At 65.4% G+C, this 26509-nt stretch carries 25 protein-coding genes; 12 read left to right on the plus strand and 13 right to left on the minus strand.

Annotation, left to right across the window (positions count from 1 at the left end):
* Positions 1-5: 5 nt before the first annotated feature.
* From NKG59_RS01670 to NKG59_RS01685, 4 genes are read right to left on the minus strand one after another with little or no spacing between them, the layout of a single operon-like run.
* Positions 6-1199, minus strand: a complete 1194-nt coding sequence (locus NKG59_RS01670) for an FHA domain-containing protein (RefSeq protein WP_253534659.1) — start codon at positions 1197-1199, stop codon at positions 6-8.
* Positions 1159-3093: a type III secretion system outer membrane ring subunit SctC gene (sctC, locus tag NKG59_RS01675; protein WP_420804009.1), complete on the minus strand. Its 1935-nt coding sequence runs from the start codon at positions 3091-3093 to the stop codon at positions 1159-1161. The genes NKG59_RS01670 and sctC overlap by 41 nt, the downstream gene beginning before the upstream one ends.
* Before the next feature lie 15 nt (positions 3094-3108).
* Positions 3109-3384 carry a type III secretion system export apparatus subunit SctS gene (gene sctS / locus NKG59_RS01680; RefSeq protein WP_024978637.1) on the minus strand — a complete coding sequence of 92 codons (276 nt, stop codon included), beginning with the start codon at positions 3382-3384 and terminating at the stop codon, positions 3109-3111.
* A 44-nt stretch (positions 3385-3428) separates the two neighbouring features.
* Complete coding sequence (locus NKG59_RS01685) at positions 3429-5435, minus strand: FHIPEP family type III secretion protein (RefSeq protein WP_253534661.1); 2007 nt, start codon at positions 5433-5435, stop codon at positions 3429-3431.
* A gap of 243 nt (positions 5436-5678) precedes the next feature.
* Here NKG59_RS01685 and NKG59_RS01690 point away from each other — a divergent pair, with 243 nt between their 5' ends.
* From NKG59_RS01690 to NKG59_RS01705, 4 genes are read left to right on the plus strand one after another with little or no spacing between them, the layout of a single operon-like run.
* Positions 5679-6527, plus strand: a complete 849-nt coding sequence (locus NKG59_RS01690) for a helix-turn-helix transcriptional regulator (RefSeq protein ID WP_052672747.1) — start codon at positions 5679-5681, stop codon at positions 6525-6527.
* On the plus strand, positions 6524-7612 hold the full coding sequence (sctQ, locus tag NKG59_RS01695; protein ID WP_253534663.1) for a type III secretion system cytoplasmic ring protein SctQ: 1089 nt from the start codon (positions 6524-6526) through the stop codon (positions 7610-7612). Before NKG59_RS01690 ends, sctQ begins: the two co-directional genes overlap by 4 nt.
* A gap of 53 nt (positions 7613-7665) precedes the next feature.
* Positions 7666-8325 (plus strand): type III secretion system export apparatus subunit SctR, encoded by a 660-nt coding sequence (gene sctR, locus NKG59_RS01700; RefSeq protein ID WP_045201601.1) that lies wholly within the window; start codon positions 7666-7668, stop codon positions 8323-8325.
* 59 nt (positions 8326-8384) lie between these two features.
* Positions 8385-9107: a lytic transglycosylase domain-containing protein gene (locus tag NKG59_RS01705; protein ID WP_253534665.1), complete on the plus strand. Its 723-nt coding sequence runs from the start codon at positions 8385-8387 to the stop codon at positions 9105-9107.
* 34 nt (positions 9108-9141) lie between these two features.
* Here NKG59_RS01705 and NKG59_RS01710 read toward each other — a convergent pair whose 3' ends face one another.
* A complete protein-coding gene (locus NKG59_RS01710; RefSeq protein WP_253534667.1) occupies positions 9142-10221 on the minus strand; it encodes a helix-turn-helix transcriptional regulator in 1080 nt (359 codons plus the stop codon).
* Positions 10222-10671: 450 nt separating this feature from the next.
* On the opposite strand from NKG59_RS01710, the gene modB reads away from it, so the two are divergent.
* Together modB and NKG59_RS01720 are read left to right on the plus strand one after the other, a co-directional pair.
* A complete protein-coding gene (gene modB, locus NKG59_RS01715; RefSeq protein ID WP_253534669.1) occupies positions 10672-11358 on the plus strand; it encodes a molybdate ABC transporter permease subunit in 687 nt (228 codons plus the stop codon).
* Positions 11355-12098: an ABC transporter ATP-binding protein gene (locus NKG59_RS01720; protein WP_045201607.1), complete on the plus strand. Its 744-nt coding sequence runs from the start codon at positions 11355-11357 to the stop codon at positions 12096-12098. Before modB ends, NKG59_RS01720 begins: the two co-directional genes overlap by 4 nt.
* Here NKG59_RS01720 and NKG59_RS01725 read toward each other — a convergent pair.
* From NKG59_RS01725 to NKG59_RS01740, 4 genes are all read right to left on the minus strand, one after another.
* The gene (locus tag NKG59_RS01725) at positions 12095-12592 is read right to left on the minus strand and encodes a flavodoxin family protein (RefSeq protein WP_045201609.1); all 498 of its coding nucleotides are present in this window, start codon (positions 12590-12592) and stop codon (positions 12095-12097) included. The genes NKG59_RS01720 and NKG59_RS01725 overlap by 4 nt on opposite strands.
* Before the next feature lie 6 nt (positions 12593-12598).
* Positions 12599-13411, minus strand: coding sequence for a TOBE domain-containing protein (locus tag NKG59_RS01730; RefSeq protein ID WP_045201611.1), 813 nt, complete (start codon positions 13409-13411; stop codon positions 12599-12601).
* Between the two features lie 58 nt (positions 13412-13469).
* Positions 13470-13973, minus strand: a complete 504-nt coding sequence (locus NKG59_RS01735) for a DUF6622 family protein (protein ID WP_253534670.1) — start codon at positions 13971-13973, stop codon at positions 13470-13472.
* 123 nt (positions 13974-14096) lie between these two features.
* A complete protein-coding gene (locus tag NKG59_RS01740) occupies positions 14097-16847 on the minus strand; it encodes a sensor domain-containing protein (RefSeq protein ID WP_253534674.1) in 2751 nt (916 codons plus the stop codon).
* A gap of 713 nt (positions 16848-17560) precedes the next feature.
* On the opposite strand from NKG59_RS01740, the gene NKG59_RS01745 reads away from it, so the two are divergent.
* The 4 genes from NKG59_RS01745 (at position 17561) to NKG59_RS01760 (ending at position 19962) form a co-directional block, all read left to right on the plus strand.
* Positions 17561-17959 carry a hypothetical protein gene (locus tag NKG59_RS01745; RefSeq protein ID WP_045201617.1) on the plus strand — a complete coding sequence of 133 codons (399 nt, stop codon included), beginning with the start codon at positions 17561-17563 and terminating at the stop codon, positions 17957-17959.
* The gene (locus NKG59_RS01750; protein WP_045201619.1) at positions 17956-18387 is read left to right on the plus strand and encodes a hypothetical protein; all 432 of its coding nucleotides are present in this window, start codon (positions 17956-17958) and stop codon (positions 18385-18387) included. Before NKG59_RS01745 ends, NKG59_RS01750 begins: the two co-directional genes overlap by 4 nt.
* A gap of 52 nt (positions 18388-18439) precedes the next feature.
* Positions 18440-19357, plus strand: coding sequence for a helix-turn-helix domain-containing protein (locus tag NKG59_RS01755; RefSeq protein ID WP_045201621.1), 918 nt, complete (start codon positions 18440-18442; stop codon positions 19355-19357).
* Between the two features lie 164 nt (positions 19358-19521).
* Positions 19522-19962: a universal stress protein gene (locus NKG59_RS01760; protein WP_045202201.1), complete on the plus strand. Its 441-nt coding sequence runs from the start codon at positions 19522-19524 to the stop codon at positions 19960-19962.
* 61 nt (positions 19963-20023) lie between these two features.
* On the opposite strand, the gene NKG59_RS01765 is transcribed toward NKG59_RS01760, so the two are convergent.
* The 3 genes from NKG59_RS01765 to NKG59_RS01775 all read right to left on the minus strand — a co-directional run bounded on the left by NKG59_RS01765 (position 20024) and on the right by NKG59_RS01775 (position 22877).
* The gene (locus tag NKG59_RS01765) at positions 20024-20578 is read right to left on the minus strand and encodes a Spy/CpxP family protein refolding chaperone (protein ID WP_045201623.1); all 555 of its coding nucleotides are present in this window, start codon (positions 20576-20578) and stop codon (positions 20024-20026) included.
* Positions 20579-20683: 105 nt separating this feature from the next.
* The gene (locus tag NKG59_RS01770) at positions 20684-21343 is read right to left on the minus strand and encodes a response regulator (RefSeq protein ID WP_045201625.1); all 660 of its coding nucleotides are present in this window, start codon (positions 21341-21343) and stop codon (positions 20684-20686) included.
* Complete coding sequence (locus NKG59_RS01775; protein ID WP_253534676.1) at positions 21327-22877, minus strand: ATP-binding protein; 1551 nt, start codon at positions 22875-22877, stop codon at positions 21327-21329. The genes NKG59_RS01770 and NKG59_RS01775 overlap by 17 nt, the downstream gene beginning before the upstream one ends.
* Positions 22878-23136: 259 nt before the next feature.
* Between NKG59_RS01775 and NKG59_RS01780 the strand changes: the two genes are divergently transcribed.
* Both NKG59_RS01780 and NKG59_RS01785 read left to right on the plus strand, forming a co-directional pair.
* Positions 23137-23916, plus strand: coding sequence for an AraC family transcriptional regulator (locus NKG59_RS01780; RefSeq protein WP_253535665.1), 780 nt, complete (start codon positions 23137-23139; stop codon positions 23914-23916).
* A 97-nt stretch (positions 23917-24013) separates the two neighbouring features.
* Positions 24014-24922, plus strand: a complete 909-nt coding sequence (locus NKG59_RS01785; RefSeq protein WP_253534678.1) for a DMT family transporter — start codon at positions 24014-24016, stop codon at positions 24920-24922.
* Here NKG59_RS01785 and NKG59_RS01790 read toward each other — a convergent pair.
* Complete coding sequence (locus NKG59_RS01790; RefSeq protein WP_045201631.1) at positions 24919-26499, minus strand: TerC family protein; 1581 nt, start codon at positions 26497-26499, stop codon at positions 24919-24921. The two genes, NKG59_RS01785 and NKG59_RS01790, sit on opposite strands and share 4 nt — an antisense overlap.
* Between the last annotated feature and the right edge of the window lie 10 nt (positions 26500-26509).

The following is a 26509-nucleotide window of genomic DNA, read 5'->3' on the forward strand; positions in this document are numbered from 1 at the left end:
CTGCGCTACGGTGTTTGCGGCTGGATCGGCCACGTGACCGATTGCCCGCCGCGGTCGAGCACCACACCATCTGAAGCGATGCTCTTCACCTGGAGGCCGCCCTTGAGCCGGGCGCCCTCGAAATACAACTGGCCATCGCGTGTCTGCACAAAGCGCGTGCCGTCTTCGTCTTCATACGTGCTCACGATGGCGGGCAGGCCGTCGGCGCGCGGCGCTTCCGCCACGATGTTCGGCGGCGGCGGGCCATCCCACGCCACGCGGTCGATCACCTCGACGGCCGGCTTGGCGTCGCGCGCGTAGTTGCGGATGCGCTGCCATGCCTGCGCCCGATCGGCCGTGCCGCTCACCACGATGCGGCCATGTCCGTCGTAGGCCACGTTCAGCGCGGCCGTACCGCTTGTGCCGCCCGCGCTGAAGTACTGCTGCGCAGCGGCCAGCAGATCGCTCACCACATACACCTCGCCAATCGACACATCGGACAACCCGCGCGCGCGGCTCAGCAGCGCCTGATGGTCTGCCTCGGTCGGCACGTAGCCGGACACGCGCGACGTGCCGTCCGACGCCGGCGTCACCACAATCTCCGCCGGATCACCCAACGCGTGACGGACCTGCGCTGCACGCGCTGCTGGGTCGCGCCCCCAGAGCGACCAGCCGTCGTGCCCGGCAAACGCCACCACGCCACCGGCCAGCAGCACCGCAAGCCACAGGCCGATGCCGGCTATCAGCCACGTCCGCCCGCGCCCGGCCTTGGTGGACACCCGAGACAGCCACACCGCGGCGGCCAGCGGCAGCCACGACGGCACGCGCTCTGCCAGCACCGCAGCACCCCCACCTTCCACCGCAGCGGCCGGCATGCGGATCGTCCCGACCTTCTCGATGCCGACGCGGATGTCGCCCATGGCAATCACATCGCCCGGCACCACGCTGCGGCGCGTCTGGCCGAAGGGCTGGCCGTTGAGCGTTGGCTCGGCGTCGTCCAGCCGGCGGGCAGAGACGGCAATGCCGCCCACCTCGAACATCAACTCGCGCGCGGCGACGCTGCTGTCGGGCACGATGATTTCGCAGCTGGGCGCCGAACCGACCACGTTGGCGCCCATCCGCAGCGGCATCGATCTGCCGTACAGCGGGCCGCTCAGGAAGCACAGCTTCCAGGGCGATTTATCCGAGTGCGGCGAGGGTTGTATGGCTGGCTGGTTCATGCAGTCGTGAAACAGGCGGCGTGGGCAAGGTACCGACACTGGCCGGCGGCTGGTTGGGTGCCGGCGTGTTGGGCAACGGGCCCGGTTTCCAATCGGTCGATCCCGGCACCGGCATACCAACACCCGGAATCGACACGGCGGGCACGTCGTTCGGGTTGGTGCTGACGGCGGTCAGGATGCGCGGGGTCAGCAGATAGAAACGCTCCATGTGCTGGCCGGTCTTGTTGGTGTACTTGAACAGATTGCCGATGAAGGGCACGTCTGACAGGAACGGAATGCCCGACTTGGTGTTGTTCAGGCTGTCGGAGTTGAAGCCGGCAATCAGCAGGCTCTTGCCTTCTTCGATCATCGCCTTGGTCACGATCGAACGCTCCTGCACCACGGGCAGTTGCGAGACGCGGTCGTTGGTCAGGTTGCCGTCATCAATGTCGATCGACATCATCACGCTCATCTGCCCGGCCTCGTTGACGATGAGCGGCGTGACCTTCACGCTCGTGCCCGTCGTGATGCCGTACAGCGATGCATCCTGAAAGCCCGACACCGGCACGTAGAAGTGGATGAGGTTTTCAAGGATGGCCTCGGTGTTGTCCAGCGCCAGCACCTTCGGCTTGGCTTGCAATTGCGCATTGCCGCTCTGCGTGAGCGCATTGATGCGCGCCAGCAGGTAGTTGCGCAAGCTGCCGCCAATCGATGCGGTGAGCGCCATGCCGATCGGCGTGGTGGCGCCGGTCTGGCCGTCTTCGGTGGTGCCGAGGTTGAATGTGAGCGGCGGATTGTTGCCGTTGCCGGATTGGAAATCGCCGTGCGTGGTATGCAGGCGCCAGTCAACGCCCAGGCTGTCGAGCGAATCGGTGCTGATGTCGATGATGGTGAGGTTGATCTCCACCAGCCGCGGCTTGGTATCAAGCGAGGCAATCAGGCGCTCGTATTGCGCCATGTGCTCGGGCACATCGCGGATGAGCACGGCGTTGATGCCGGCGTCGGCCTCGATGCGCGGCAGGTCAGGCGGCGCACCACCGCCCGATGCTACCGGTGCCTGCACGCCGTAGCCGGAATCGCCTTGCGCGCCCGCCAGCGGAATCTCGATGCGCGGCACGTTGATGCTGTCGCCGGAACTGAGCTTCATCTGCCGCGTCGGCCCAGTCAGCCGCATGGCGCGCGTAGGCGACATGCCGGGGCTGCTGGCACCCGGGTTGGGTGCGCCTAGCAGGCGACGCATCATGGTGGCAATGCCCGGAATCGTCACGGGCTTGCCAGACCGATTGATCTCCACATCGCCCGCCCAGGCGTACTTGAGCGGGAACGCGCGAATCTCTGCGCGATCCATGCCGCGCGCCGGATCGGCAATCGATGCAATGGCCTGGCGCACCAGTTCCACATAGCGCTTCGGGCCAGACGCGTAGACCGTGTTTTCCTTGTCGCTCACAACCAGCGGAAAGCGCTGATCGGTGATCTGCATGGCACGCAGGATCTGCGCAAGCTCTGGCCCGCTGCCCTTCGGAATCGGGAAGACCTGCGTCTGTGAATCATCTGCGCGGTCCACGTAGATGAGCGAACCGTCGTAGTACCACGTGAGCCCGTAGGTGGCGCACACCGTGTTGAGCGTGCTGGCCGGCGGGCCCGAGAACTTGCCGTTGATGGTGCCCTCCACCTTCGGGTCGACGACCGCCGTCACGCCTTGGGATGCCGCCAGCTCGCGGATGAAATCGCCCACCTTCTTACCTTCCGCCACCAGCGTGTAAGACCGGTTGCGCCAGCGCAGCTCGGCCGCCTGCACCATGGCCGCAGTCGTCAGCAACCACAGACAGGCCGCCGATGCACTCCACCGCAGGAATCGATAGCGTTTGTTCACGCGTGTTCTCGCTCGGTTATGTTGTTGTTCGTTCGGCGCCATCTCGCGATCCCCTCGCTAAAAAGGCGCCACACCGCCGTAAAACACCTGATCGAGTGCCATGCGGGCAAAACGCAGCACTTCGCGTCCGCCCCACCCCGCCAGCACCACGATGGTCACCATCACCGCAATCAGCCGCACCGACAGCCCGATGCTCTGATCCTGGATCTGCGTCACTGCCTGCGCGATGGCAATCAGCAAGGCCGATACCGTCGCCACGGCCACCACCGGCAATGAGACCAGCAGCACCAGCAGCAAGCCCTGGCGGGTGGCTTCAAGAATGGTGGCGCTCATGTTCATGGGCCTGTCTCCTTGTGCGGTCCGTGCGTTCTGTGTGTTCAGGCGGGGTTGGTCACCCAGCCCACCGTGTTGAGTTCGATGGCTTCGTCGATCTCCTGGTACGACAGCACCGGCAGATCGCCAAACACCGGTTGCAACATCGTCTTGACGTAGCGCCTGCAATTGAGCGACACCATCACCGCCAGCGGGCGGCCATGCCGGTCTTTCTCCAGCGGGCGTGTGCCGCCAAGGATCTTCACCACCTGGTCGGTAATCGCCTGCTTAGCCTCACGCGTGAGGCTCAACACGCTGCCCTGCTTGGTGTGCACGACGGCCTGCTCGATGCGCTCCTGCAAGGACTGCTCGAACAGCACCACATCGAGCACGCGGCTGGTGCCGCAGAACTGCTCGGTGATCTGGCGGTGCAAATCCACGCGCACCAGTTCTACAAGGCCGATCACGTCTTCCGGCTCCTTGGGCGACCACGTGATCAGGCTCTCGAAAATGGCGCGCAGGTTGCGGATCGACACGCCCTCCTGCACCAGCCGGCGCAGCACTTCCGTAATGCGCTGTGGGGGCACCAGCCGTGTGAGTTCGGCCACCAGTTCGCCGTGTTCGCGGCGCATGATCTGGATGAGGTTCTGTGTTTCCTGAATGCCGATGAGTGACGCGGCGTTGCGCTCGATGAGCGTTTCGACTTCGGCCGCGAGGCGGTCTTCGGAGGGCACGGCGGCGTCCGAAATCGCATCGCGCTCCGGCAGCGTGCCTTCGGCGGCCAGCACGTCCTGCACAAGCAACGCGTAACTGTGGGCGGGCAACGCCGCATCCCAGTTCAGTTGCACACGCGGGAACACCGCGCCGAGCCTGCGCTGCACGCGTGATTTGGCTTCGGCCAGGCGGGTCTGCAAGGCAACGAGTTCGATCTCGCCGCGCAGGTCATCCGACAGGCGCACCGCAATGGGTGCCGCAATGCCTTCAGCGGGCGAGCCTGCCTCGGGCTCGGCCAACCGCCGTGCGTCGGGGCCGAGCACCAGCAGATCGAGCGGCGGGGCCTGCCGGCGCTGGCGCATGCGGAGGAACGCAGCCGAAGCGGTGCCGATCGCCAGCAGCAGGAACGACCACTTCGGAAACCCGGGCACCAGCAGAAACGCTAGCAGCACACCGCTGGCCATCAGCATGCCGCGCGGATGGGCGGTGATCTGCGCGCCGATCTGCTGGCCAAGGTGGCGTGCTTCACGATCCCGCGTCGCCACGCGGGTGGTGACGATACCGGCTGCAATCGACACCAGCAGCGACGGAATCTGCGAGGCCATGCCGTCGCCCACCGTCAGGATCGCGTAACGGTGCAGCGCATCGCCAATCGACATGCCGTGCATGAGCGCACCCACGGCAATACCAGCCAGGATGTTGATGACCGCGATGATGATGCCCGCGATGGCGTCGCCCTTGACGAACTTCATCGCACCGTCCATCGCGCCGTGCAACTGCGATTCCTGCTCCAGCGCTTCGCGGCGGCGCTTGGCTTCGTCCGACGTGATGATGCCGGCCCGGAGATCAGCGTCGATGCTCATCTGCTTGCCGGGCATCGCATCCAGCGAAAATCGCGCACCGACCTCCGCCACGCGCTCCGAGCCCTTGGCGATCACGATGAACTGCACCACCGCAATCACCAGGAACACCACGCCGCCCACGACGAAGTTGTTGCCGACCACCAGCTTGCCGAACGTGTCGATCACGTGGCCTGCATTGGCCTGCAGCAGGATCAGCTTGCACGACGCGATGTTCAGCGACAGCCGGAACAACGTCGTGAACAGCAGCACGGCCGGAAATGACGAGAACGCAAGTGCTGACGGCAGATAGATCGACACGCACAGCAGCACGATGCTGGCCGCCAGATTGAGCGAGATGAGCCCGTCCAACACGACGGTCGGCAGCGGCAGTACAAAGAGCGCGACGACCGCCACCACAAACACGGCAATCGCAATGTCGTAGTTCAACAGCCGCGCCCAGCGCAAGCCGGAGAGCGGAACGTCCAACGCTGCAGCAAGATTGCGAGGCTTTGCCATGGAGCGCCTTTGGGCCGTGTGGGCATAGCCCACGAATGTCCGTAGAAGACCGGCGCCGTTCAGCACCCGCTTCCCTTGCGAAAAGTGTAGAAGTGGGGGGGCTGTCCGCTCAACGCTGAAACTCGTAGTCGTGCAGCCAATCTCTGACGAAGTTTCGGGGTCGACTACGCTTTTCGGTAGTTCATCGCAGCGTGTGCGCGCCACTACAGTAAGTGCATTCACTTGCCACGCGAGAGGCCACGGTTGAATGCTTCGAATGTGGGTGCCGGCGATGTCCGCGCGCCGATCCTGTTTGGCGAAGAGCACATCGTGGTCGATGCGGAATCGATCCGCCTGGGTGCGACGGCGCGCGCAGAGTCCTTCTCTGAAACCGCGCAGGACCTGCGGGCCGCGCACGGTGCTCAGGAACGACAATTGCTGCTGCGCGCAGTCTTGCGCAGCATCGGCTTCGACTGGCTCTGCTACTACCGGCTGACACGCATTGGGGAATCGATTACGCGCGTGCTGTACTTCCGTGCGTATTCCCCGCCGAACTGGCCCAAGCGCTACGTCGACGAACGCTACTTTGAAGTCGACCCGCGGCTGGCCTTCGCGCTGCGCTACGAATGGCCACTTGTGTGGGATCTGGCCGACCTGGGCGCCACACTCACCGCTCCGGCAGATGCGGATCGCCTGCACCGCCTGCTGCAAGACGCCGAACGCGCCGGCCTGCGCAGCGGCATCAGCTTTGGTGTCGTCAGCCCGCGCAGCCTGGAGCACAGCGTCATCTGCTTTGGATCGGGCAACAACGCCAAGGGCTGGATTGCCGACAACGTGGTCGGCCAAGCCTATGCCGTGGGGCTGGGCCTGCATGAATTTCTTATGCAGCACGCCAAGCCATTGCATGAAGACACGCACGCGCGCGCGCTCACGCAGGTGCAACGGCAAATTCTGGAGTTCATCACCAGCGGGTTATCGGACAAGGCGATTGCCGAGCAGCTCAACATGTCGCCGCACAACGTCGACTATCACCTGCGTCAGCTCAAGAAGAAATACGGTGCGCAGAACCGCGTGCAGCTGGCCTATATGGCCGGGCGCATGTTCATGACATGAATACGCTCGACGCCCGCATGCTCTCGGCTGTGGACCAGACACTGGCGCATACGCTGTCGCGCCTTTACCTGGCGCGCGCGGCACTACCGTTTTCCGTAGGGCACACGCCCTTCGAAGCGCGTTGCGAAGCCCATGCCGTGCAGGCTGCGGCACAGGCCTATCGATTCACGCTGGGCGATGCACCGGGCTGGCTGCTGCTCGATGCCGCCGCTGAGCATGCATGGCTGGCCGACGCCGCAGATGCGCACGTGCCGCAAGCCCTGCGCTGCGCGGTGCTGGCCGATGCCTTGGCGCCACTCGCACGCGGTATCGAACAACGCAGCGGACGTGCGCTTACATGGTTGCCGGAGGCCGCCTCGCCAGAGGTCCTGCTGGACCGGCCAGACGTCCTGCAGATGATGATCAGCCGCCACGATGACGCACCCATCGAAGACGGTGCCGCGCCATGGCTGGCGCGCGCCGGACTGCTGTTCGACGCGCCCAACGTCCTGCCCGAACTGTGCCCGACCGAGCTGACTGCGGAGCCCCTTCCGCTGGCCGCCTTCATGGGCACGCACGTGCCGCTGCGCTTCGAGCTGGGCGCCACCTTTCTGTCGCGCCGGGACTTTGCCGGCATTGCGCTGGGCGACATCGTGCGCATCGAAAAATGGCTGCCTGCGGGCGATGCATTGCGCTGCGTGGCCCGTGTGCGCGGGCGGCTGCACCTGCGTGTGTTCGGACAAGTGCAAGGCACGCGCATCGTCGTGGAAAACGTGGAGGAAAAGCCAATGACAACCGAGAACCCAGCCCCGAACACCGCTGCATCCGGCACCGAGCCCACGGCGCGCCCGCTTCCCACCGACAGCCTGGACGACATCGAACTCGTCACCACCTTCGAGTTGGAAGAGCGGCGCCTGTCGTTGGCCGAACTGCGTGCGTTGCGGCCCGGCACGGTCATGGAGCTGGCGCAGCCACTCAACCAGGCTGTCATCCGCATCCTGGCCAATGGCATGCCGGTGGGCGAAGGCCACCTGATTGCTGTCGGCAACCGGCTTGGTGTGCGCGTATCGCGCTTCATCGGTCAGGCGGCACCGGGGCAGGCATAACGCCCAGCCCTCCCCTCAACAAGAACAACGCATCGACACACTCGACACGCCCCATGGGAAACCTGCCCAATCCCGTAGCGATGATCGCCGTGGTGGCGGCGCTGGGCATCGCGCCCTTTGCCGCGCTCATGGTCACGAGCTACACCAAGCTGGTGGTGGTGTTTGGCCTGCTGCGCTCGGCGCTGGGCATTCAGCAGGTGCCGCCCAACATCGTGCTCAACGGCATCGCGCTGATCCTGACGGTGTTCATCATGGCGCCGGTCGGCATGGACATGGTCGACAACCTGCGCGGGCGCAACTTCAACCTGAGCAGCCAGATGAGCGTGGATGACGTGATCGCCATCCTCGATGCGGCGCAGCCGCCGGTGAAGAAATTCCTTCAGACACACACGCTGGAATCGGAGCGCAACTTCTTCGTCAAATCGGCAACGAGCATCTGGCCCAAGGAGCGGGCGGCCGGCCTGAAGAACGACGACCTGACGGTGCTCGTGCCGAGCTTCACCCTCACCGAGCTGATCAAGGCGTTCCAGGTGGGCTTTGTGCTCTACATCATCTTCGTGGTGGTCGACCTGGTGGTGGCCAACCTGTTGCTGGCGTTGGGCATGCAGATGATTGCGCCGACCACCATCTCGGTGCCGTTCAAGCTGCTGCTGTTCGTGATGCTCGATGGCTGGTCGGTGCTCGTGCACGGGCTCGTGCTGTCTTATCGATAGAGGTAGCGACCATGCGTGCCAGTGCTTTGATCATTGCCGCCATGGCATTTGGCGCTTGCATGGCAACCACGTCTGCCGTGGCAGGCCCGCGTATTGATGCACGAGCCTTCGCCACGCTGGCCGCCACGTGCGCGCCGCGCGTTGACCGCGTCACGCTCGAAGCGCTGGTGCGTACAGAGTCTGCCTACAACCCCTATGCGATCGGCGTGGTGGGCGGCAGGCTCGAGCGCCAGCCCGCCACGCTGGAAGAAGCCGTGGCAACTGCGCATTCGCTGGAACGCCAGGGCTACAACTTCAGCGTGGGGCTCGGGCAGGTCAACCGCTACAACCTCGCACGCTTTGGCGAGACGCTGGAAACCGCGTTCGATGCCTGCCGCAACCTGCGCGCAGGCGGCACCATCCTGGCTGAATGCTTTGCACGCTCATTGCCGCGCTATGGAGATCAGCAACAGGCGTTGCGCGCGGCGCTGTCGTGCTATTACAGCGGCAATTTCGAGACCGGCTTCCGCCACGGCTATGTGCAGAAGGTTGTCGCCAATGCGGGCGACGTGCCGGCCATCGTGCCCGACGCCGCCCGTGGACGGATCGAGCCAATTCCTGTCGTGCCCGCCGGCGGCGGTACGCCCGCTCCCAGGGCGCCACGCCCGGTATCTGCGCCCGCGCAGCCACGAGTGCTGACCGGCAGCGCATGCACCGGCCAGACCGGCCGGCAGGTGATGATCCTTGCATGTAATCGCGCCGACGGCACATCGTGCCTGCGCTGCGTGGCGCTGCCGCGCTGAACGCCGCGCGGCAGCTTCCACATCCCCATCCCGGTCAGATCAGGTTCAGGCGGCCCGCAATGTAGGCCAACTGAGCGCGGTTGGTCGCGCCGTAGCGGCGGCGAATCAGGCGTAGGTGGTAATCAACGTTGTGCGCCGTGGTGTGCAGCTTGATGGCGATTTCCTTGTCGCTCATGCCGGCGGCCAGGCACGTCAGCACTCGGCTTTGCATGACGGTGAGCGGTGCGTCTTCACCAGATACGCGCGTGTTGCGCGTGAACGTTTGCAGCGGCGCCCGCCAGACCTGATGCAGCGCCATGCCAAAGAGGATCGACTGGCCAAGCACGCTGTCGCTGATCCATTCCCGCCCCGCATGCGGCGAACTGAGGCTGACAATCGCATGGTTCATGCCCTTGCCCGCACCCAGGCTGAACATCACGCCGCTGCGCAAGCCGTGTTCGTCCATCGTCTGCAGCAGCGCGCGCATCGCTGGTTCCATGCGCGCCTGGCCCCGCGCGAGCGATGCCAGATCCCACACCAGCGGCATGCCCGTGGCAAACACCGCAGGCAGGCGCGGGTCGACGGTGAAGAGGCGCTCGTCGCAGTAGCGCTGCAGGAACCGCGGCGCCACGTAATTCTTGAGCATGGCCACCGTGGGCGGCGCGTTTTCGTGGTGTTCGGTCAGCGCGTAGGTGAGCGAAGAAAAACCCATCAACCCCATCAGCCCGGACACGATGCGCGCACGCTCGGCCACCCCGCGTGCGGCCTGCAGCTCGGCAGCCAAGCGCAGTCGACCCGGCTGTGCGGGCGCGGGCTCGAACAGCAGCGCGTGCTCGTCCACCGAAACCATGTCCGTCCCAGGCGGCAGCGGTACGAAAAAGCGGTCGCCATTGGCGGCATCGTCTGCGGCAGTGCGCGCGGCCAGGGAATCGGCGTGCCCTGGCAGCGGCGCAGTGTCCGCCTTCGCGGATAGCGCATCCAGGTCAAGCTGGACGGAAGTGCTTGCGTGGGTGGAAACGCCAGACTGCGCGCCCGCCGCCTTGAGCGCGGTGCGCATGTCCATCAGCAGCGCCAGGTCTTCGGCGCGGGGGAAACGTACTGCCTGCAGACCATCTGAGCGATGTGCGGCGGCCATTGCCGTCCTCCGGTCATGTTGGAAACACCTGCTTGGCCGCCGGAATGCTTCCGGCCATCGCCAAGGCTGTTTCCCCCCCGGGGGATGACATTTGCTGCGCGGTGACCCTGAGCACCGCTGGGCACAGATCGTGAAAAGCGACGTCCGGCCTACGTTTTGGCGCATTGTTGCAAGCCGGTGGCAACGTTGTCCAACAAAACTTTTTAGTGCCCCACCATCGACGCGGCTTATGTCGCAATGCAGCGAACCATGCCTCTGACAATGGCTGTGGGGCCGCGCGTCCATGCCCCTTGCCGCATGCCGGGCATCACTGTGTCAGGATTGACCGTGCGTTATATCCAACCCTATATTGCGGATAACTCTTCCAATCTGTCGCCGGCACCCAACGCGTCACCTCTCGGTTCGCGAGAATCACTCGGCCGGCCGATGGCACCTTCGCTCACTATTCGCATGTCCACATCCATCTGGATGCCTCTGCTGCTTTCACTCAAGGTGGCCGGCTGGGCGACCGTCCTGAACCTCGTGCTGGGCGTGGGCGCAGCCTACGCGCTCGCGCGCACGCGCAGCCGCCTGCGCGACGTCATCGATTCCGTCCTGACCCTGCCCCTGGTGCTGCCACCCACGGTGCTCGGTTATTACCTGCTGGTGCTGCTGGGCCGGCGCGGCACGGTCGGCGGATGGCTAGACAGCATGGGTATCCAGCTCGTCTTTACGTGGCAGGGCGCGGTGATCGCCTCCACCGTGGTGGCGTTTCCGCTGGTCATGAAATCCGCGCGCGCCGCCTTTGAAGGTGTGGATCATCAACTGGAAAGCGCGGCGCGCGTGCTGGGCTTGCCGGAGGCCGCAGTCTTCTTTCGCGTCACGCTGCCGCTGGCCGCACGCGGCATCGCCGCCGGCGTTCTGCTGGCGTTTGCGCGCGCATTGGGCGAATTTGGTGCCACGCTCATGATTGCCGGCAACCTGCCCGGCCGTACGCAGACGCTTTCCGTCGCCATCTACGAAGCCGTGCAGGCCGGCGACGATGCCACGGCCAACACGTTGGTGTTGATTACCTCGCTCACCTGCATCGTGGTGCTGGTGGTGGCCAGCCGCCTGCTACAGGCACGCGCGCCGAGCCTGCAGGAGCAACTGGCATGAGCGGCGGCATGATCGATCTCGTCGTGCAGAAAACGCTCACCAGCGCAGCGCGCGTGTTCTCGCTCGACGTTGCCGTGCGCTCGGAGAGCCGGCGCGTGGTGCTGTACGGCCCGTCGGGCGCCGGCAAGAGCCTCACGTTGCGCAGCATTGCGGGCCTCATGACGCCCGAGCGCGGCCGCATCGTGCTGAACGGCCGCACGCTGTTCGACCACGCCGAGAGCATCAACCTGAGCGCGCAGGAACGCCGCGTCGGCTACCTCTTCCAGGACTACGCGCTCTTCAACCACCTGACGGTGGCGCAGAACATCGCGTTCGGGCTCAAGCGCGGGTGGTTCAACCCGCCGCGCCGCACACGCGACCCGCGCGTGCAGCAGTGGATCGACACGTTCGAGCTGGGCGCCGTCGCCGCCAATTACCCGTCGCAGATTTCCGGCGGGCAGCGCCAGCGTGTGGCGCTGGCTCGCGCGCTGATCGCCGAGCCATCGATGCTGCTGCTCGACGAGCCTTTTGCCGCACTGGACCCGGCACTGCGCACGCGCATGCGTTCCGAGCTGTCCGCCCTGCAAGCGCGGCTGCAGATACCCATGCTGATGATCACGCACGACCCGGCCGATGTGGAGATCTTCGGAGACCACGTATTCGAGTTGCGCGATGGCCGCGTCGTGGCCGATGCGGTGCGCGCACCCGATGCGGCACCGCTGTCGCCGTATCCGCATCTGACGGCTGTGGTGAAGCGCTAGAAAACGCCCAACGCGAGCCCGGTGGCCATGGCCTGCCCCAGGGTGCGGCAGCGCTCCAGCTCGTCTGCGCCAATCTGCTTGGGGGCCAGGATGGCTTCGGGTGTTTGCGCATGCGTGCAGACGATGATCGGCTCGGCCACGGGCTTGAGCCGCCAGCCAGTGGCAATGCGCTCAATCTGGCGCACCGCGTTCTGGCCATCGCTGCCTGCACAGATCAGGCACGCGTATGGCCGGCCGTTGATGCGGTCGAGCGCCGGGTAATAGCAGCGGTCGAAAAAATCCTTGAGCTGCCCGCTGATGGCTGCGAGGTTTTCCGGTGTCGCGAAAAGATAGCCGTCCGCCCCCAGCACATCGTCGGGGCCGGCCTGCGCTGCGTGCATCAACCGCACGGCAACGCCGCCTTCTTCTGCGGCACCCGCCTGCGCAGCCTCGGCCATCTGGCGCGCGCCACCCGTCATCGAGTGGTAGACGATCAGCAGGGTTTTGAGCGTCATGGGGGCTTAGGCCAATCCCAGGATCACGCTCGACGCTTCAAACACCGCCACGGCTTCCACGCCTTCGGCGAGTGCCAGCGTTTCCACAGCCGTGCGCGAGAGCATGGCCACCAGCACGGTTTCCCCGGCCGATGCGGCACTCGCATCCAGCAGGCGCAGGCGCACTTCGGCCTGCACCGCGCCATCGCGGATTTCCGTGACCACGCACGGCAACTGGTTTTCAGCCGAGACGCGCCACTCGCCGGCGCCGCGCATCAGCATCACGGCAGGCGCCTTGATGAGCGCGACGGCCTGCACGCCCGGCGCCAGCCCCAGCACGCGCGTGCTTTCCTGGGTGATGGTGGCGGCAACAGCCTGACCGCCGGGCAGGCGCAGCGTCACCACATCATTGACGGCGCCTGATGCGACCGATTCCACCGTGCCGAACAGCGCGTTGCGCGCGCTCGTGCGCAGCATGAGGCGGCGCAGCAGGGTGACGTCTTCGCTGGCAGCGTGCGCGGCGGCATCCAGGCGTTCGACAAAGCGACGGTGCTCCGCTTCCAGCACGCGGAAGCTCTCGATCAGCCGTTGCGCGCGCGGCGTCAGCACACTGCCGCCGCCGCCCTTGCCGCCCGTGGTGCGCACCACCAGCGGCTCGCCGGCCAGGTTGTTCATGGTGTCGATGGCGTCCCACGCGGCCTTGTAGGAAAGACCCACAGCTTTCGCGCCTGCGGTGATGGAGCCGGTCTGCCCGATGGCAGCCAGCAGTTCGATCCGGCCGCGCCCGCCCCAATTGTCTTCACCGGCGCGCAGCCAGATGGTGCCGTCGAGTTCCAGCATGTCGTCTCGTCTTGGATGGAGATTGCAACATGCAAGATGTTAACGCTGATTGGTCGGCTCAAGCCGCCGCTAGGCGCGGCGTACGCACATGCAGCAGCACCGAGCGCGAGAGCAGCAGACCGCCCAGGAAGCCGAACAGCGCGCTGAACATCGCCATGAAGCTGGCAGAGTGCGAGACCTCCGGGTGCATCGCCAGCATCACGTTGTAGGCATAGCGGGCGGCAAACAGGCCCACGATCACCACCATCGGCACCCAGCTTCCGGGCACCCGAACGGTGCGGGCCGTTTCAGACACAGCGCCGTTGGGCGGCGACATATACGTCAGCAGAAACGCCACCAGAACGGCCACCAGCCACATCGTGAGCGCAAGCGGGCTGCCATGGCTTGCCATCGACACACCGTAAAGCGAATACGCGGCCACCACCAGCGGCAGTACGATCAGACGGCGGCGCGACACGATGCGGGGCTGCATCTGACGCACCCCGATGGCGATCAGCACGGCAAACACCACGAACACCCAGGTGGGCGTATGCGACACGATGGAGGCGATCGATTCGAGCATGGCGGTCTCCCTGTTGGAATGACGCCAGCTTAGGTGCCGGCCCCCGCACGCGGGAGCGGATTGCGACGAACGGCAGAAACGCCGGTGTGAACGGCTCAGCCAGCCGTGCAGCTAGCCGCGCTGTCAGCCCAGCGCGGCGCGCACGCCGGCATCCACCACCGACAGGTGCGCACGCAGCAAACGGTCGAAACCTTCGGCCGTGACCGGCTTGCCGATGTAGTAACCCTGGATTTCCTGGCAACCCGCCTTGGCGAGGAACTCCACCTGGTCGGCGTCTTCCACGCCTTCGGCGGTGACGGTCATGCCCAGCGCGCGCGCCATGGCGACGATGGCCTCCGTCAACGCCACGGAATCCGGATCGCCCGGAATGCCGGTGATGAACGAGCGGTCGATCTTCACGTTGCTGATCGGGAAGCGCTGCAGATACGACAGCGATGAATAACCGGTACCGAAATCGTCGATCGAGATCCGGATGCCCTGCGCGGTGAGCGCATCGAACATCGGTCGGACCTCATCCGCACCGCCCATCAGCAGGCTTTCGGTAATTTCGACTTCGAGCGCGGTAGGCGGCAGGCCGGTGTCGGCCAGCGTCTGTTCGATCATGGGGACCACGTCCCCGGCCTGGAACTGGCGCGCCGACAGGTTGACCGCCATACGGAAGTCATAGCCCAGCGCCTCGTACCAGATCACAGCCTGTTCGCACGCGCGCCGTAAGACCCATGCGCCAATCGGCACGATCAGACCGGTCTCTTCCGCCACCGGGATGAACTCCACCGGCGAGATCGCCCCAAGCTTGGCGCTGTTCCAGCGCAGCAGCGCCTCGGCCCCGACGATGCGATGGCTGGCCAGGTCGTACTTGGGTTGATAGACGAGCTGCAGTTCGTTGTTCTCGCGCGCATCGCGCAGCGCGTTTTCCAGCATGTAGCGGCGTTGCAGCCGGGCGTTGAGCTCAGCCGTGTAGAACTGCGCACGGTTGCGGCCGTTCTGCTTGGCGCGGTACATGGCGGCGTCGGCCGAACGCAGCAGGTCGGAACCCGAAATGCCGTCATGCGGATACAGCGCCACACCAATCGACACGCCCAGGTAGTAACGCCCGTTGACGGTATCGAACGGCTCGCGCATGGCTTGAAGCAATCGTTCAGCCAGCAACGCAATGCGCTTTCCTTCGACACGCTGGTCGATCAGGATGACGAATTCGTCGCCGCCCAGGCGGGCGATCACGTCACCTGGGCCGATGCAATCGGTCAGGCGTGCGGCGGCGCTTTGCAGCAGCGTGTCGCCGCAAGCATGGCCGGCGGTATCGTTCACGCTCTTGAAGCGGTCGAGATCGAGGAAGAACAACGCCAGCTCACGGCTCTCGTCGCGGGCGCTCTCAATGGTGCTTTCGAGGTGCGCGATGAAGAAGCTGCGGTTGGTCAACCCCGTGAGCGCATCGTGCGCAGCGAGATGGCGCAGGCGCTGCTCGGCGCGCTTGATATCGGTGATATCGGCAAACGACAACATCACGCTGCTTGGTGCCGGCTCAGCATGGCGACGGATGGGGATGATGTTCTGCCGCACCCACATCAGCTCACCGGTCTTGAGCAACAGCCCGTACACGCGACCGAAGATGGGTTCGCCGGTGCGCAGCACCAACCCTGACGGCATCATGGTCGAACCGACTTCCTTGCCGTCTTCGTCCACCACGCGTTGAATCGGGTCGAGCCGGTTTCGCCCGACGAGCTGCCCCGGGCGCACGCGCAAGATGCGCTCGGCGCTGGCGTTGGCAGCCTGCACCACGCCGTCCGGCGACATGATCACGACGCCTTCGTGCAGGTTCGAGATCGCCAGCCGATAGCGCTCCTCGCTTTCGGCCAGGCCCCGTTCGACGTTGTCTTTCTGAATGGCAACGCCTGCCAGATGCGTGACGTCGTCGAGGAAATGCTGTTCTTCTTCCACAGGCATGCACGGTTGCCGATAGAACAGCCCGAGCACGCCAAGCTTGTCGCCGCGCGATGAGCGAATCGGCAAAGCCCATGCGGAAACAAAGCCCGCTGCCAATGCTGCCGTGCGCTCGTGTTGCCAGCGCGGGTCGGTCGCAATGTTGTCGATGAAAACGGCCTCACCCAGATACACGGCACAGCCGCATGCGCCAGCGTCGGGACCGACGGGCGTGCTCTCCAGCGTGGCGGCATAGCCCGCAGGTAGCGTCGGCGCAGCGGCCACACTCATGGTCTGGGAGTCGGCGTCCAGCAACAACAGCGCCGACATTGCATTCGGATAGACCTGCTCGACGTACAGGCACAGGTGGCGCAGCACAGTCGACAGCGTCGCATTGGAGGCAAGTTGCGCAAGCACGGCGTTCTCCGAAGCAAGCAGACGGCGCGCATGCAGCGCTTCGGCGCGAGCCTTTACGGCATTGCGCTCCAACGCATGGCGCGACATGGCCTCGCGCAGCACGAGCATGACGGCGGGCTGACCTTCGTGCTCGCACGCAGCGGCTTCGCTGGCAACCAGCACATGCGTGTAGTCGGCGCGCACCAGACGGTGTTCGACCGGCTGGGCAGAAAGGCCGCTGCTCACCATGCCTGCCAGGCGCGGAATCACCTGGGCAACGTCATCGGGATGAATCAGGCCGGCGAGTTGCAGGCCCGTCAGTTGCGCTGGATCCTGCGCGCCCAGCAAGCGGGCGGCGGCCGGGTTGGCTCGCACCAGCCGCCCGTCCACGGTCAGCAATACCGCGTCGGACGACAGCCGGGACAGCGCGTCGAAACCGGTACCGCGCATATCAGTCATCGCCCCCGCCATGGCCGCCACCGGACGTTGCGCGGCTTCGGAGCGCGGCGCAACGTCTGTAGGAGAGGCTCCGGCCTGCGCCGGAAGAAACTGGGTCATGGGCAATGCGATGGCTTGAGCGATAACAGCAACAGCGACGGCAATGGGAAAGCGAGAGGCAGACTACACGTGTCTCGCCCCTAACCACAACGGCGCGCCGGTGGAAAACTGAAGGGTTCAGCGTGTGATACCCCTGAGGGGCGTGTGGTGGCCACCCTACGTTGGCATGACCCAAGAAAAAACCCGCGCTCAGTTGACGAGGCGCGGGTTGAAATCTCTGGACCGTGTCGATCTGTTCCAGAGAGGAGAACCGACCCGTGAGGCAAGCGACGCAAAGCTCCATCGCATCACCATGTTAGGAATCATAGTGGCCCCCTTGGAAAAACAAAGGGCGGAAAAGGCCGGATATTCCATCGCATTTTCATTTCCGCCGACCCATTTGTTTTGGCACTGCACGAACCCCGTTGCTGCTTGCCCCGTCTGCTTACATCGCCTGCATGTGCGAGCCTTATGTGCGGTTCGTTTCACGATGCGACGATGCCGGAAAAAATCTCCCCGGCATATTGGTTGGTCGCTACATTGGTGAGAATGTTCCAACCCCGCCCGATTATGTCGTTCACATGAAGTATTTTGCGCAGGCAAAATCACGCTTGAGTGATCCATGAGGCAGATTGCCGCGTCAAGTTCGGGCGCGGCGTGCCGTTAGTGGTCGAAAGAGCGCGTCTGCCCCGTGACCTAGCAGGCGCAAATTGGATGCACGTGTCTGGACTGTCATGCCGTCTCTGTCTCCCCCCAATCGATCGCTTTCACGGCGCACCACGCGGTTGTTGATTGCCGTGAGCGTGCTGGCCGCACTTGTTGCGTTGCCGCGTGCGCACGCTTCTACGCCGCCCGCGGCTGCGGCAGCCCCTGCTCCCAGTCGTCCACCCGTTGCTGCTGCCGCACCTGCCCCAATTCCGGCCGCCAAGACAGCCAAAGCCACGACCGTTGCCTCCACGGCCCCGACCTGCCAGGCGATCATGCAGCGCCTGTCGGGCAGCCTCGCGGCCACGCCCAGCACGGCCGACAAGCCGGGCACCGTGATGATCGACGTCGACAAGGCAGGCGTGATGATGGCCTGCAGCCATTCCGACTCGATTGCCATTCCCGTACCGGGCGGCAAGCCCCGATGACATCCGTCGGCTTCACACACCGTGTCGTGACCGGCATGCTGGCGGCGCTGGCAGCGCTGTCCATGCCGGTGGCCGGTGCTGAGCGCTGGATCCCGCTGCCCGATCAACCGGACAGCCACGCGTCGCTCGACGTCGGCAGCATCCAGCGGATGCCCAGCGGCCCGGTCAGCGCGTGGGTGCGCGTAGAAGCATCCAACCGTGCGGGCATGCGGTCGCTGCAGCGCATGTTCGGCGCCTTTCGCGGCGACATGGCCGATTTTCTGTACACCGTCGATTGCCGCAGCCGGCAGTTCTCGGTCTCGCAAGCCAAGCTGTATCAAGGCGCGCTGACCGTCAGCGAAAGACAGATCGCCAACGATGCGGGCTGGCAACGCGTGGATGGCGTCGGCCTGGCGGGCGAGGTGGCGCGCCAGCTCTGCAGCGGATAGCGTCCGGGCTCTTTGCGTCGCATCGCGATGCCATCGTTGGTAACATCGACGCGTGCGCCCCGCCCCCACGCCCCCTTCGCATCAACCTGCCGACCCTCGCGTAACCGCAGACGCGAGCGTCTTCGGCACGCTTGCACGCGGCTCGCGCGCATCGCTTGAGCGCGTGACGAATCTGGGCGACGGCGTGACCGCCGCCATCTGGCGCAACGAGCACGACGAGGCGCGCTACATCCAGCCCGAGCACCACACGCTGTCGGTCTATCTGCAAGGCGGCTACACCACGCACCGGCAAGATCTACCGCACCTGTTCGGCGCGCCGGGCCGCGTGTGCATGCTGCCGGCCGAACACCAGTCGAGCTGGGTGATCGAGCAGCCGATGCGCTTCGTTCACCTGTATTTCACGCCCGATGCGCTGGCCGGACACGCTGTACGCCTGCTCGACGCAGAGCCGCGCCTGTTTACGCTGCACGACCGCACCTTCATCGAAGACGCTCATCTCGCACAAGCCTGCGCGAACATCGCCAAGCTCGATTGGACCGACCTGGACGCGCGCATGCGCGCCAACGCGCTGGCCAACGACACACTGTCGTATCTCGTGCAGACCCAGGGCCGCACACGGGCGCTGGCTGTGCGCGGCGGGCTGGCGCCACACGTGTGCCGGCGCATTGCCGCGCGCATCGACGCCGAACTGCACCTGCCGCTGTCACTCGGGCAATTGGCGGCAGAAGCGAATCTGTCGGAATTCCATTTCGCGCGGATGTTTCGCGCGTCTTTCGGGGCGGCGCCGCATGAGTGGGTGATGCAGCAGCGCATGGCGCGCGCGCAAACGCTGCTGCGCACGACCACCCTTGCGCTGGCGACGATTGCGGAGCGCTGCGGCTTTGCCAGCGCCAGCCATTTCAGCCGGCGATTTGCGCTGCAGCTTGGCGCGTCGCCGTCGCGCTACCGGCAGGCGTGGCAACGGGGCTAGCCCGCAATCTGCCAAGTCAATATGCGAACGACCGTGCATTGCGATCGTTTGGTTGTCCTGGTCGTCCATATCGGCCGAAAAGCTGTGCTGGACTAGCGTTTTCCACGATAGAGGCGCATCGGCGGGCGCAGTAACGTGGAGATGGGTTCCCCATGGAGACCGCCATGTTTACCCATATCCTCCTGCCGACCGACGGCTCCGAGCAGTGCCGCAAGGCCATCGACGGCGCGCTTAAGCTGGCGCACGCCACCGGTTGCCGTCTCACCGCCTACACGTGCATTGAAGAATTCCCCAACATGGCCTATTCGGCCGGCGTGGGCGAGTGTCCGCATGCGCATTACATGGAAACGGTGCAGGGCTACGCGAAGGACTGCATCGACCGCATTGCAGAGCGTGCGCGGGAAGAAGGCGTGCAGTTCGACAGCGATGTGTCGCAGTTTGCCGAGCCCTATCTGGGCATCCTCGATGCGGCAAAGCGGCACGCGTGCGACGTCATTTTCATGGCATCGCACGGGCACCGCAGCCTGATGGGGCGACTGTTGATCGGCAACGAGACGCGCAAGGTGCTGACCTACGCGCACGTGCCGGTGGTGGTCTACCGCTAGAAATCCGTTCTCGGGCTCCGCTGCGGACCGAGAATCGATTCCATCTTTGGGCAGCCGCGAATTACATCATCGGCACCGGTTCCGGCCCGCCTTCGCCGGACTCGAGTTCCGCCACGCGCTGGGCTTCACGCTCACCCACCTGTTTGCGCTGTTCCGGCGTAAGCACCTGCATGATCTTGGCGCCGGCCTGCGCGCGCAATTGCGCTTCGCGGGCAACGGCGCGGCCGAGCGATTCAGTCAGGGCACGCGCACGCGCCTCGTCATACTGGCCTGACGCCACCATCTGATGCAGATCGCGGCGGGCATGCTCGATAGCCTTGCGCTGCTCTCGCGCTTCGGGCATCTGCGCATATTCGATGGCGAAAATCTTGTCACGCTGCTCTTCGCTCAGCCTCAGGCCACGCAGAAAGGGCGCGCCGCCATGATGCGGGCCCATGCCACGCGGGCCGCCTGGACCCATGCCTGGCCCGCGCTCCATCATGCCCGGACCACGTGGTGACATGGGTGGCATGGGCGAGAGCGGAACAGCGCCGGGCCCGGCGGTCTGGGCCAGCGCGGCGCACGAAAGCAAAAGTCCGGCGGCAAAACCTGCCACGCGGGAAGTCACTGCGGTCATGTTGAAGCTCCTCATGAGATCGTCGGCCGAACATGCCGGCCATACGTTCACTGTAGCCATCGACCCTGCACAAAAGGTGGGCAAACAGAGGAGTTTTCTTGAACCTCAGGCGTCGAGTCGGTAACCCACGCCGTAGACGGAATGGATCATGTCGGTGCCCGGGTTCACCTGCTCCATCTTGCGGCGCAGGTTCTTGATGTGGGTATCGACCGTGCGGTCGGTCACGATGCGGTGGTCGTCGTAGATCTGCTCGAGCAGGTTCGAGCGCGACAGAATGCGCCCCGGTGCGCCCGCCAGTGCGGCCAGCAGGCGAAACTCCACCGGCGTGAGGTCGAGGCGCTGGCCGCGCAGCGTGGCGGCATAGGCGGCACCGTCGATCTGCAAGGCGCTCTCCGGCACGCCGCCAGCGCGCTGTACGCGGCGCAGGATGGTCTTGATGCGCGCCACCAGTTCGCGCGGGCTGAAGGGCTTGCAGACGTAGTCGTCAGCGCCAAGCTCGAGGCCGAGCAGGCGGTCGATTTCTTCCACGCGCGCCGTCACCATGACGATGGGCACCTCGCTAAAGGCGCGCACCTCGCGGCAGATCTCCAGCCCGTCCTTGCCGGGCAGCATCAGGTCGAGCAGCACGAGTTCGGGTGAGGTTTCGCGAACGCGCTGCGTGGCATGCGTGCCATCGGCCAGCCACTCGGTCTCATAGTGAGCGGCGCGCAGATAGTCAGTCATCAATGCGGCCAGCTTGGGTTCGTCTTCAATGATCAGAATCATGGTCGGCTAGCGGATCAAGCACATCAAGAACAGGCAGGCGAATGGCGATCCACAGCCCGCCCAACGGCGAAGGTCTGGCTTCAATGGTGCCGCCGTGTGCAGCGACGATGGTCTGGCACAAGCTCAGGCCCAGGCCAGCCCCGCCCTGCGCCCGGCTGCGTGAGGCATCAACGCGGAACAGGCGGTCGAAGATGCGCGGCAGCATCGCCTCGGGCACGCCCGGCGCGCTGTCCTGCACGTCGATGTGCTGCCAGTCACCGTCCAGATGGACATGCACGCGCAGCGTGCCGCCGGCATCGGTGTAGCGCAGGGTGTTCTCCAACAGGTTCTGCATGACCTGCCGCAGGCGCTGCGCGTCGCCCTTGACCATCGTTGCATGCGACGGTGCTGCCGGCACGTCCAGCTGCAGCGCGATGCCCTTTTCCATCAGGCGTGACGTGAAGCCCTGCACGGCGCTGCACACGGTATCGGCCAGGTCGAGCGGCTCCATGTGGAAGGCGAGCGCCCCCACGTCGGCCAGCGAGAGTTCGTACAAGTCATCGATGAGCTTGCTGAGCGTCGACACCTCCGCCTGCAATGACGCGAGCGAGGTGGCCGTCAGCGGGCGCACGCCGTCTTCGAGTGCTTCCAGTTCGCCGCGCAGCACCGCCAGGGGCGTGCGCAGCTCGTGCGAGATGTCGGCCGTGAGCTGACGCCGCATTTTCTGGTTGGCCTCCAGCGATGCGGCAAGGTGGTTGAAATCCGCCGCGAGCCCGCCAAGTTCATCGCGCGAATGCACGTCGACACGGGTGGCGTAGTCGCCGTCAGCCATACGGCGTGCGGCATCCGTCAGCCGGCGCATCGGAGCGAGCAGGCCGCGCGCGAGCAGCACCGCCACCAGCGCCGCCAGCAGGACAGACAGGCCCGCGATGATCCACGTGGCACGCAACTGCTGCGCTTGGAAGGCCTGATCCGCGCCTTCGGGAACCCGCACGCGCGGCGGCATGGCCAGCCAGCCTACGGTCTGGCCGTTGTGGTGCAGTTCATGCCAGCGCGCGTTCGGCCCGAGCGGCGGCCCGTCGCCAATGATGACGTTGCGCTGCGCATCAAGCAGCCAGATCGGCGAGTGCGGGATCGGCGGCTCGCCGGGCGGGTGCGGCGGCAGGCTCCCTGCGGGAGGCGGGCCAGGCGGCATGTCTCTGTCGATGCCGCGGTCCGGTCCGGGCGGGAGCGGATCGAAGCGGTGGCCCGGCGGGAGGTCGAAGCGGTCGCCGCCCATGCCATTGGCTCGGGCCCGGGCGCCTTCGCGGCGCAGCAGGCGGAACCACGCCATGCGATCGTTGCGCAGGAAATCCCAGTTGCCGTGCTGCGTGTAGGCGGCTTCCACGCCCTGCGCGAGCACGGCCATGCGCTCGGATTCGCGCGCGTTCACGTAGTCGAGAAAGTTGGCATCAAAGCGCCAGCGCACCGCCGCGCCCATGGCGAGCGCAACAACGATGCTCAGCATGAACAACGCAACGAACAGCTTGGAGGTAATACCGAAAGACGGGCGCATGGATCAATCAGGGGCTGCCGGACGCCGCTGGCGGGAGCGGTTCCCGCGCTGCCCGGCAGCAGGCACGGCCGCATCTTACCGGGCGCGCTGCCGCAGAAAGCGCCAGCATACCAACCGCCGGTGCGCGAAAAATGAGCGAAATGCGAAGAAAGCGTATGCTGCTGCCACGCTGCACACCCGTAGATTCGCGTCCCCTCACAAGGAACCGCCCTTGCCCAGCCGGCCGGCCAACCTCGCGTTTTCGATGCATCGCTGCGCCATGCGCGGCGTGGAAGCCGTCGCCGCAGATTCCGGCCACGCCTTCCCGCGCCATACGCATGGCCAGTTCGGCATCGGCATCGTTGATCGCGGAGCGCAGAGATCATTCAGCGGACGCGGCACGGTAGAAGCCGGCGCAGGCGACGTCATCACGGTCAATCCGTTTGAAGTGCACGATGGAACACCCATCGGCGATGCCGGCCGCGCATGGCGCATGCTTTACCTCGACCCCGGCGTGGTCGCTGAATTGGCGACGGACCTGCACCCCGGCCACTGCGGCGACGCTGAATTCGACCGCCCGGTCATCCACGACGCAGACCTCGCTCCCCGCATGCGCATGCTGTTTGCGCAGATGACGGTGCCCGCCGCACAAAGTAATGCACTGCTGCGCGAGCAGCTGCTGCTGTCCGTACTGGCAGACGCGCTGCACGCCGCCAACGACCGCACCAACCACCACGCTGACGCAGCCCCCGACGCCATCCGGCTTGCCCGCACCCGCATCGATGACGACCCCGCGGCGGCCATCTCCCTGCTCGACCTCGCACAGGAAACAGGCCTGAGCCGCTTTCAGGTATTGCGCGGTTTTGCCCGCGTGACCGGCCTCACGCCTCACGCCTATCAGGTGCAACGGCGCGTGGCCCTGGCGCGCCGCCTGATCGCCCAAGGCGAGCCGCTGGCGGAAGTGGCAGCCGCATGCGGTTTTGCCGATCAAAGCCACATGACGCGGCAGTTCGTCCGCAAGTACGGCGTGTCGCCGGGCATGGTGGCGGCAGCGCGCTAGCCGCATCCTCCCCCCACCCTCCCCCCGCTGCAATTTCGTTCAAGACGCGCACATCGCGCGGGCCCATCCTGCGGCTTCCACACACGCAGGATGCGATATGTCCAAACGACTCGAAGGTTGTCTTTACCTCGCCCTGGCAATGGTGCTGGTGGGCAGCACCGTTGCGGCCAGCAAGATCATCGCGGCGGGCTTGCCGCCATTTACGGCGACAGCGTTGCGCTTTGCGATGGCGCTGCCGCTGTTCCTGTTCATCATGCGCATGACGCGCACACGCTGGCCCGTGCTCGCACGCCGGGATTGGGCGCTGCTTTTCGTGCAGGCGGGTGCCGGCAGCGTGGGTTATACGACGCTGCTCATTTCCGGGTTACGGCACACGTCAGCCGCAGACGCTGGCGTCATCATCGGCACGCTGCCGGTCATGTCGGCCCTGATCGCCATCGCGCTGCTGGGCGAACGGCCCGGGCGCGCGGTGCTGGGAGCGATTGCGCTGGCCACCGCCGGCGTGCTGGCCATCGCCCTGCAGCCGCGCGGCGACGCGACCCATCCGCTGCTGGGCAATCTGCTCGTGATGGGCGCAGTGGTGTGCGAGGGGCTTTTCATCCTGCTCAACAAGCGGCTGCGCACGCCGGTGCCACCGCTTGCGCTGTCGGCATTGATGAGTACATTCGGCTTGCTGACGGCTCTGCTGCCCGCGCTGTGGGAAGCGCCGTGGCAGTTGCACGCATCGGCGCAAGCAACGCACGCGCTGATGGCCGTGGCGTATTACGCCATCGTGCCGACCGTCGGTGGTTTTGTGCTCTGGTATGCCGGGGCCGCGCGCGTGAGCGGTGCAGAGGCATCGTTGTTTACCGCGTTAGCACCTGTGGCAGCCATGGTATTTGCAGCAACGCTGCTCGGCGAGGCCGTCAGCACGCGCCAGGTGGGTGGCATTGCTTGCGTGCTGGCAGCGGTGCTCAGCCTTGGCTTGGCGCGTGCACCACGGCCAGCAATATCGACGACGTCTTAGGCTTCCGCCTCGGGTGCCGTCACATCTTCCATACGCTCAATCCGCACGCGCACGATGCGGCGGCTACCGGCTTCAAGGATCACGAAACGCAGGTCGTGGCGCACCAGCGTATCGCCCACTTCGGGCAGGCGGTCCCATTGATTGAAGAGGTAGCCGCCCAGGCTCGTGGCGCTGCCGCCTTCGTCGAGCAGCCAGTCGACATGCAGCACATCTTCGAGACGGCGCAGGTCAGCCTCGCCGGCGACTTCCCAGCAGCCATCGCTGACTTCCACCACGCCCGGCCGTTCGTCTTCATCGGGGAATTCACCGGCAATGGCTTCGAGCACGTCGATGGGCGTCACCACGCCCTGCACGACATCCAGCGAATCCGTCACCAACATCATGCGGCCGCGTGCGCGCTTGAGCTTGTCCATCAGGCGCAGGATGCCGACGTTGTCCGACACCTTGAGCGCAGGCTTGACGCTGCGCTCCACGTCGATGGCACCGCGCGTGTCGAGGTCGCCCATCAGGTCCTTGGCGCGCGCCACGCCAACCAGGTCATCCAACCCGCCGCGGCACACCGGAAACTGGTTATGCGGCACAGCCAGCAACAGCTTGCGCGTGATGGACACGTCGGCATCGAGATCCACCCACGAAATATCGTGGCGCGGCGTCATGATCGAGCGCACTGAGCGCTCGGCCAGGTCCAGCACGCCGCTGACCATGCTGCGCTCTTCGGGGCGGAACACGGTCTCGGGCACGGACTGGCCAGCGTCGTGCGAGGCGGCCTCGTGCGATTCGGACTCTGCCGGCGCGCCCCGGCGGTCGCCCAGCAGGCTTAGCACCGCATCGGCGGTGCGCTCGCGCAGCGGGCGGCGGCGATCGTAGCGCACTGTATTGTGCTGGGCTACCTGGTTGAAGAACTCGATCAGGATCGAGAAGCCGATCGCCGCATACAGATAGCCCTTCGGAATATGAAAGCCCAGGCCCTCGGCAACGAGCGAGAAGCCGATCATCAGCAGGAAGCTCAGGCACAACACCACCACCGTGCGATGCGCGTTGACGAACTCCGTCAGCGGGCGCGAGGCAAACAGCATGGCGCCCATGGCAATCACCACGGCCGTCATCATCACCGGCAAATCGTTGACCATGCCCACGGCGGTGATGACGGAGTCGATGGAGAACACCGCATCGAGAATCACCACCTGCGCGATCACATTCCAGAACTTGCCGTGACCGGTGCCATGGCTTTCGTCCTGCGGCTCGCCGTCCAGACGCTCATGCAGCTCGGACGTGGCCTTGAACAGCAGGAAGAAACCGCCCAGCAGCAGGATGATTGACCGGCCCGACAGATCGACCGGCCCAAGCGTGAGCAGGGGCTTGGTGAGCCCGATCAGCCACGACATAGCGGCCAGCAGCACCATACGCATCAGCAGGGCGAGGCCTAGCCCGATCACCCGGGCACGGTCGCGCAGCGCTGGCGGCAGCTTGTTGACCAGGATGGCGATGAAAACGAGGTTGTCGATGCCGAGAACAATCTCGAGCACCACCAGGGTGAACAGGCCGATCCAGATGGACGGGTCAGCAAGCCAGGTCATAGCGGGAAAT

Source organism: Ralstonia chuxiongensis (assembly GCF_024158925.1).
In the GTDB taxonomy this organism is placed as follows: domain Bacteria; phylum Pseudomonadota; class Gammaproteobacteria; order Burkholderiales; family Burkholderiaceae; genus Ralstonia; species Ralstonia chuxiongensis.

What these genes read in the sequence shown, in the direction of transcription:
- sctQ (WP_253534663.1), top strand. Translation starts at nt 6,524, where the DNA reads ATGAATACGCTCGACGCCCGCATGCTCTCGGCTGTGGACCAGACACTG.
- sctC (WP_420804009.1), bottom strand. Translation starts at nt 3,093, where the DNA reads ATGGCGCCGAACGAACAACAACATAACCGAGCGAGAACACGCGTGAAC.
- NKG59_RS01720 (WP_045201607.1), top strand. Translation starts at nt 11,355, where the DNA reads ATGAGCGGCGGCATGATCGATCTCGTCGTGCAGAAAACGCTCACCAGC.
- sctS (WP_024978637.1), bottom strand. Translation starts at nt 3,384, where the DNA reads ATGAGCGCCACCATTCTTGAAGCCACCCGCCAGGGCTTGCTGCTGGTG.
- NKG59_RS01670 (WP_253534659.1), bottom strand. Translation starts at nt 1,199, where the DNA reads ATGAACCAGCCAGCCATACAACCCTCGCCGCACTCGGATAAATCGCCC.
- NKG59_RS01685 (WP_253534661.1), bottom strand. Translation starts at nt 5,435, where the DNA reads ATGGCAAAGCCTCGCAATCTTGCTGCAGCGTTGGACGTTCCGCTCTCC.
- NKG59_RS01730 (WP_045201611.1), bottom strand. Translation starts at nt 13,411, where the DNA reads ATGCTGGAACTCGACGGCACCATCTGGCTGCGCGCCGGTGAAGACAAT.
- NKG59_RS01745 (WP_045201617.1), top strand. Translation starts at nt 17,561, where the DNA reads ATGCCGTCTCTGTCTCCCCCCAATCGATCGCTTTCACGGCGCACCACG.
- NKG59_RS01750 (WP_045201619.1), top strand. Translation starts at nt 17,956, where the DNA reads ATGACATCCGTCGGCTTCACACACCGTGTCGTGACCGGCATGCTGGCG.
- NKG59_RS01725 (WP_045201609.1), bottom strand. Translation starts at nt 12,592, where the DNA reads ATGACGCTCAAAACCCTGCTGATCGTCTACCACTCGATGACGGGTGGC.
- NKG59_RS01705 (WP_253534665.1), top strand. Translation starts at nt 8,385, where the DNA reads ATGGCAACCACGTCTGCCGTGGCAGGCCCGCGTATTGATGCACGAGCC.
- sctR (WP_045201601.1), top strand. Translation starts at nt 7,666, where the DNA reads ATGGGAAACCTGCCCAATCCCGTAGCGATGATCGCCGTGGTGGCGGCG.
- NKG59_RS01780 (WP_253535665.1), top strand. Translation starts at nt 23,137, where the DNA reads ATGCGCGGCGTGGAAGCCGTCGCCGCAGATTCCGGCCACGCCTTCCCG.
- NKG59_RS01765 (WP_045201623.1), bottom strand. Translation starts at nt 20,578, where the DNA reads ATGACCGCAGTGACTTCCCGCGTGGCAGGTTTTGCCGCCGGACTTTTG.
- modB (WP_253534669.1), top strand. Translation starts at nt 10,672, where the DNA reads ATGTCCACATCCATCTGGATGCCTCTGCTGCTTTCACTCAAGGTGGCC.
- NKG59_RS01785 (WP_253534678.1), top strand. Translation starts at nt 24,014, where the DNA reads ATGTCCAAACGACTCGAAGGTTGTCTTTACCTCGCCCTGGCAATGGTG.
- NKG59_RS01790 (WP_045201631.1), bottom strand. Translation starts at nt 26,499, where the DNA reads ATGACCTGGCTTGCTGACCCGTCCATCTGGATCGGCCTGTTCACCCTG.
- NKG59_RS01775 (WP_253534676.1), bottom strand. Translation starts at nt 22,877, where the DNA reads ATGCGCCCGTCTTTCGGTATTACCTCCAAGCTGTTCGTTGCGTTGTTC.
- NKG59_RS01735 (WP_253534670.1), bottom strand. Translation starts at nt 13,973, where the DNA reads ATGCTCGAATCGATCGCCTCCATCGTGTCGCATACGCCCACCTGGGTG.
- NKG59_RS01770 (WP_045201625.1), bottom strand. Translation starts at nt 21,343, where the DNA reads ATGATTCTGATCATTGAAGACGAACCCAAGCTGGCCGCATTGATGACT.
- NKG59_RS01740 (WP_253534674.1), bottom strand. Translation starts at nt 16,847, where the DNA reads ATGACCCAGTTTCTTCCGGCGCAGGCCGGAGCCTCTCCTACAGACGTT.
- NKG59_RS01760 (WP_045202201.1), top strand. Translation starts at nt 19,522, where the DNA reads ATGTTTACCCATATCCTCCTGCCGACCGACGGCTCCGAGCAGTGCCGC.
- NKG59_RS01710 (WP_253534667.1), bottom strand. Translation starts at nt 10,221, where the DNA reads ATGGCCGCCGCACATCGCTCAGATGGTCTGCAGGCAGTACGTTTCCCC.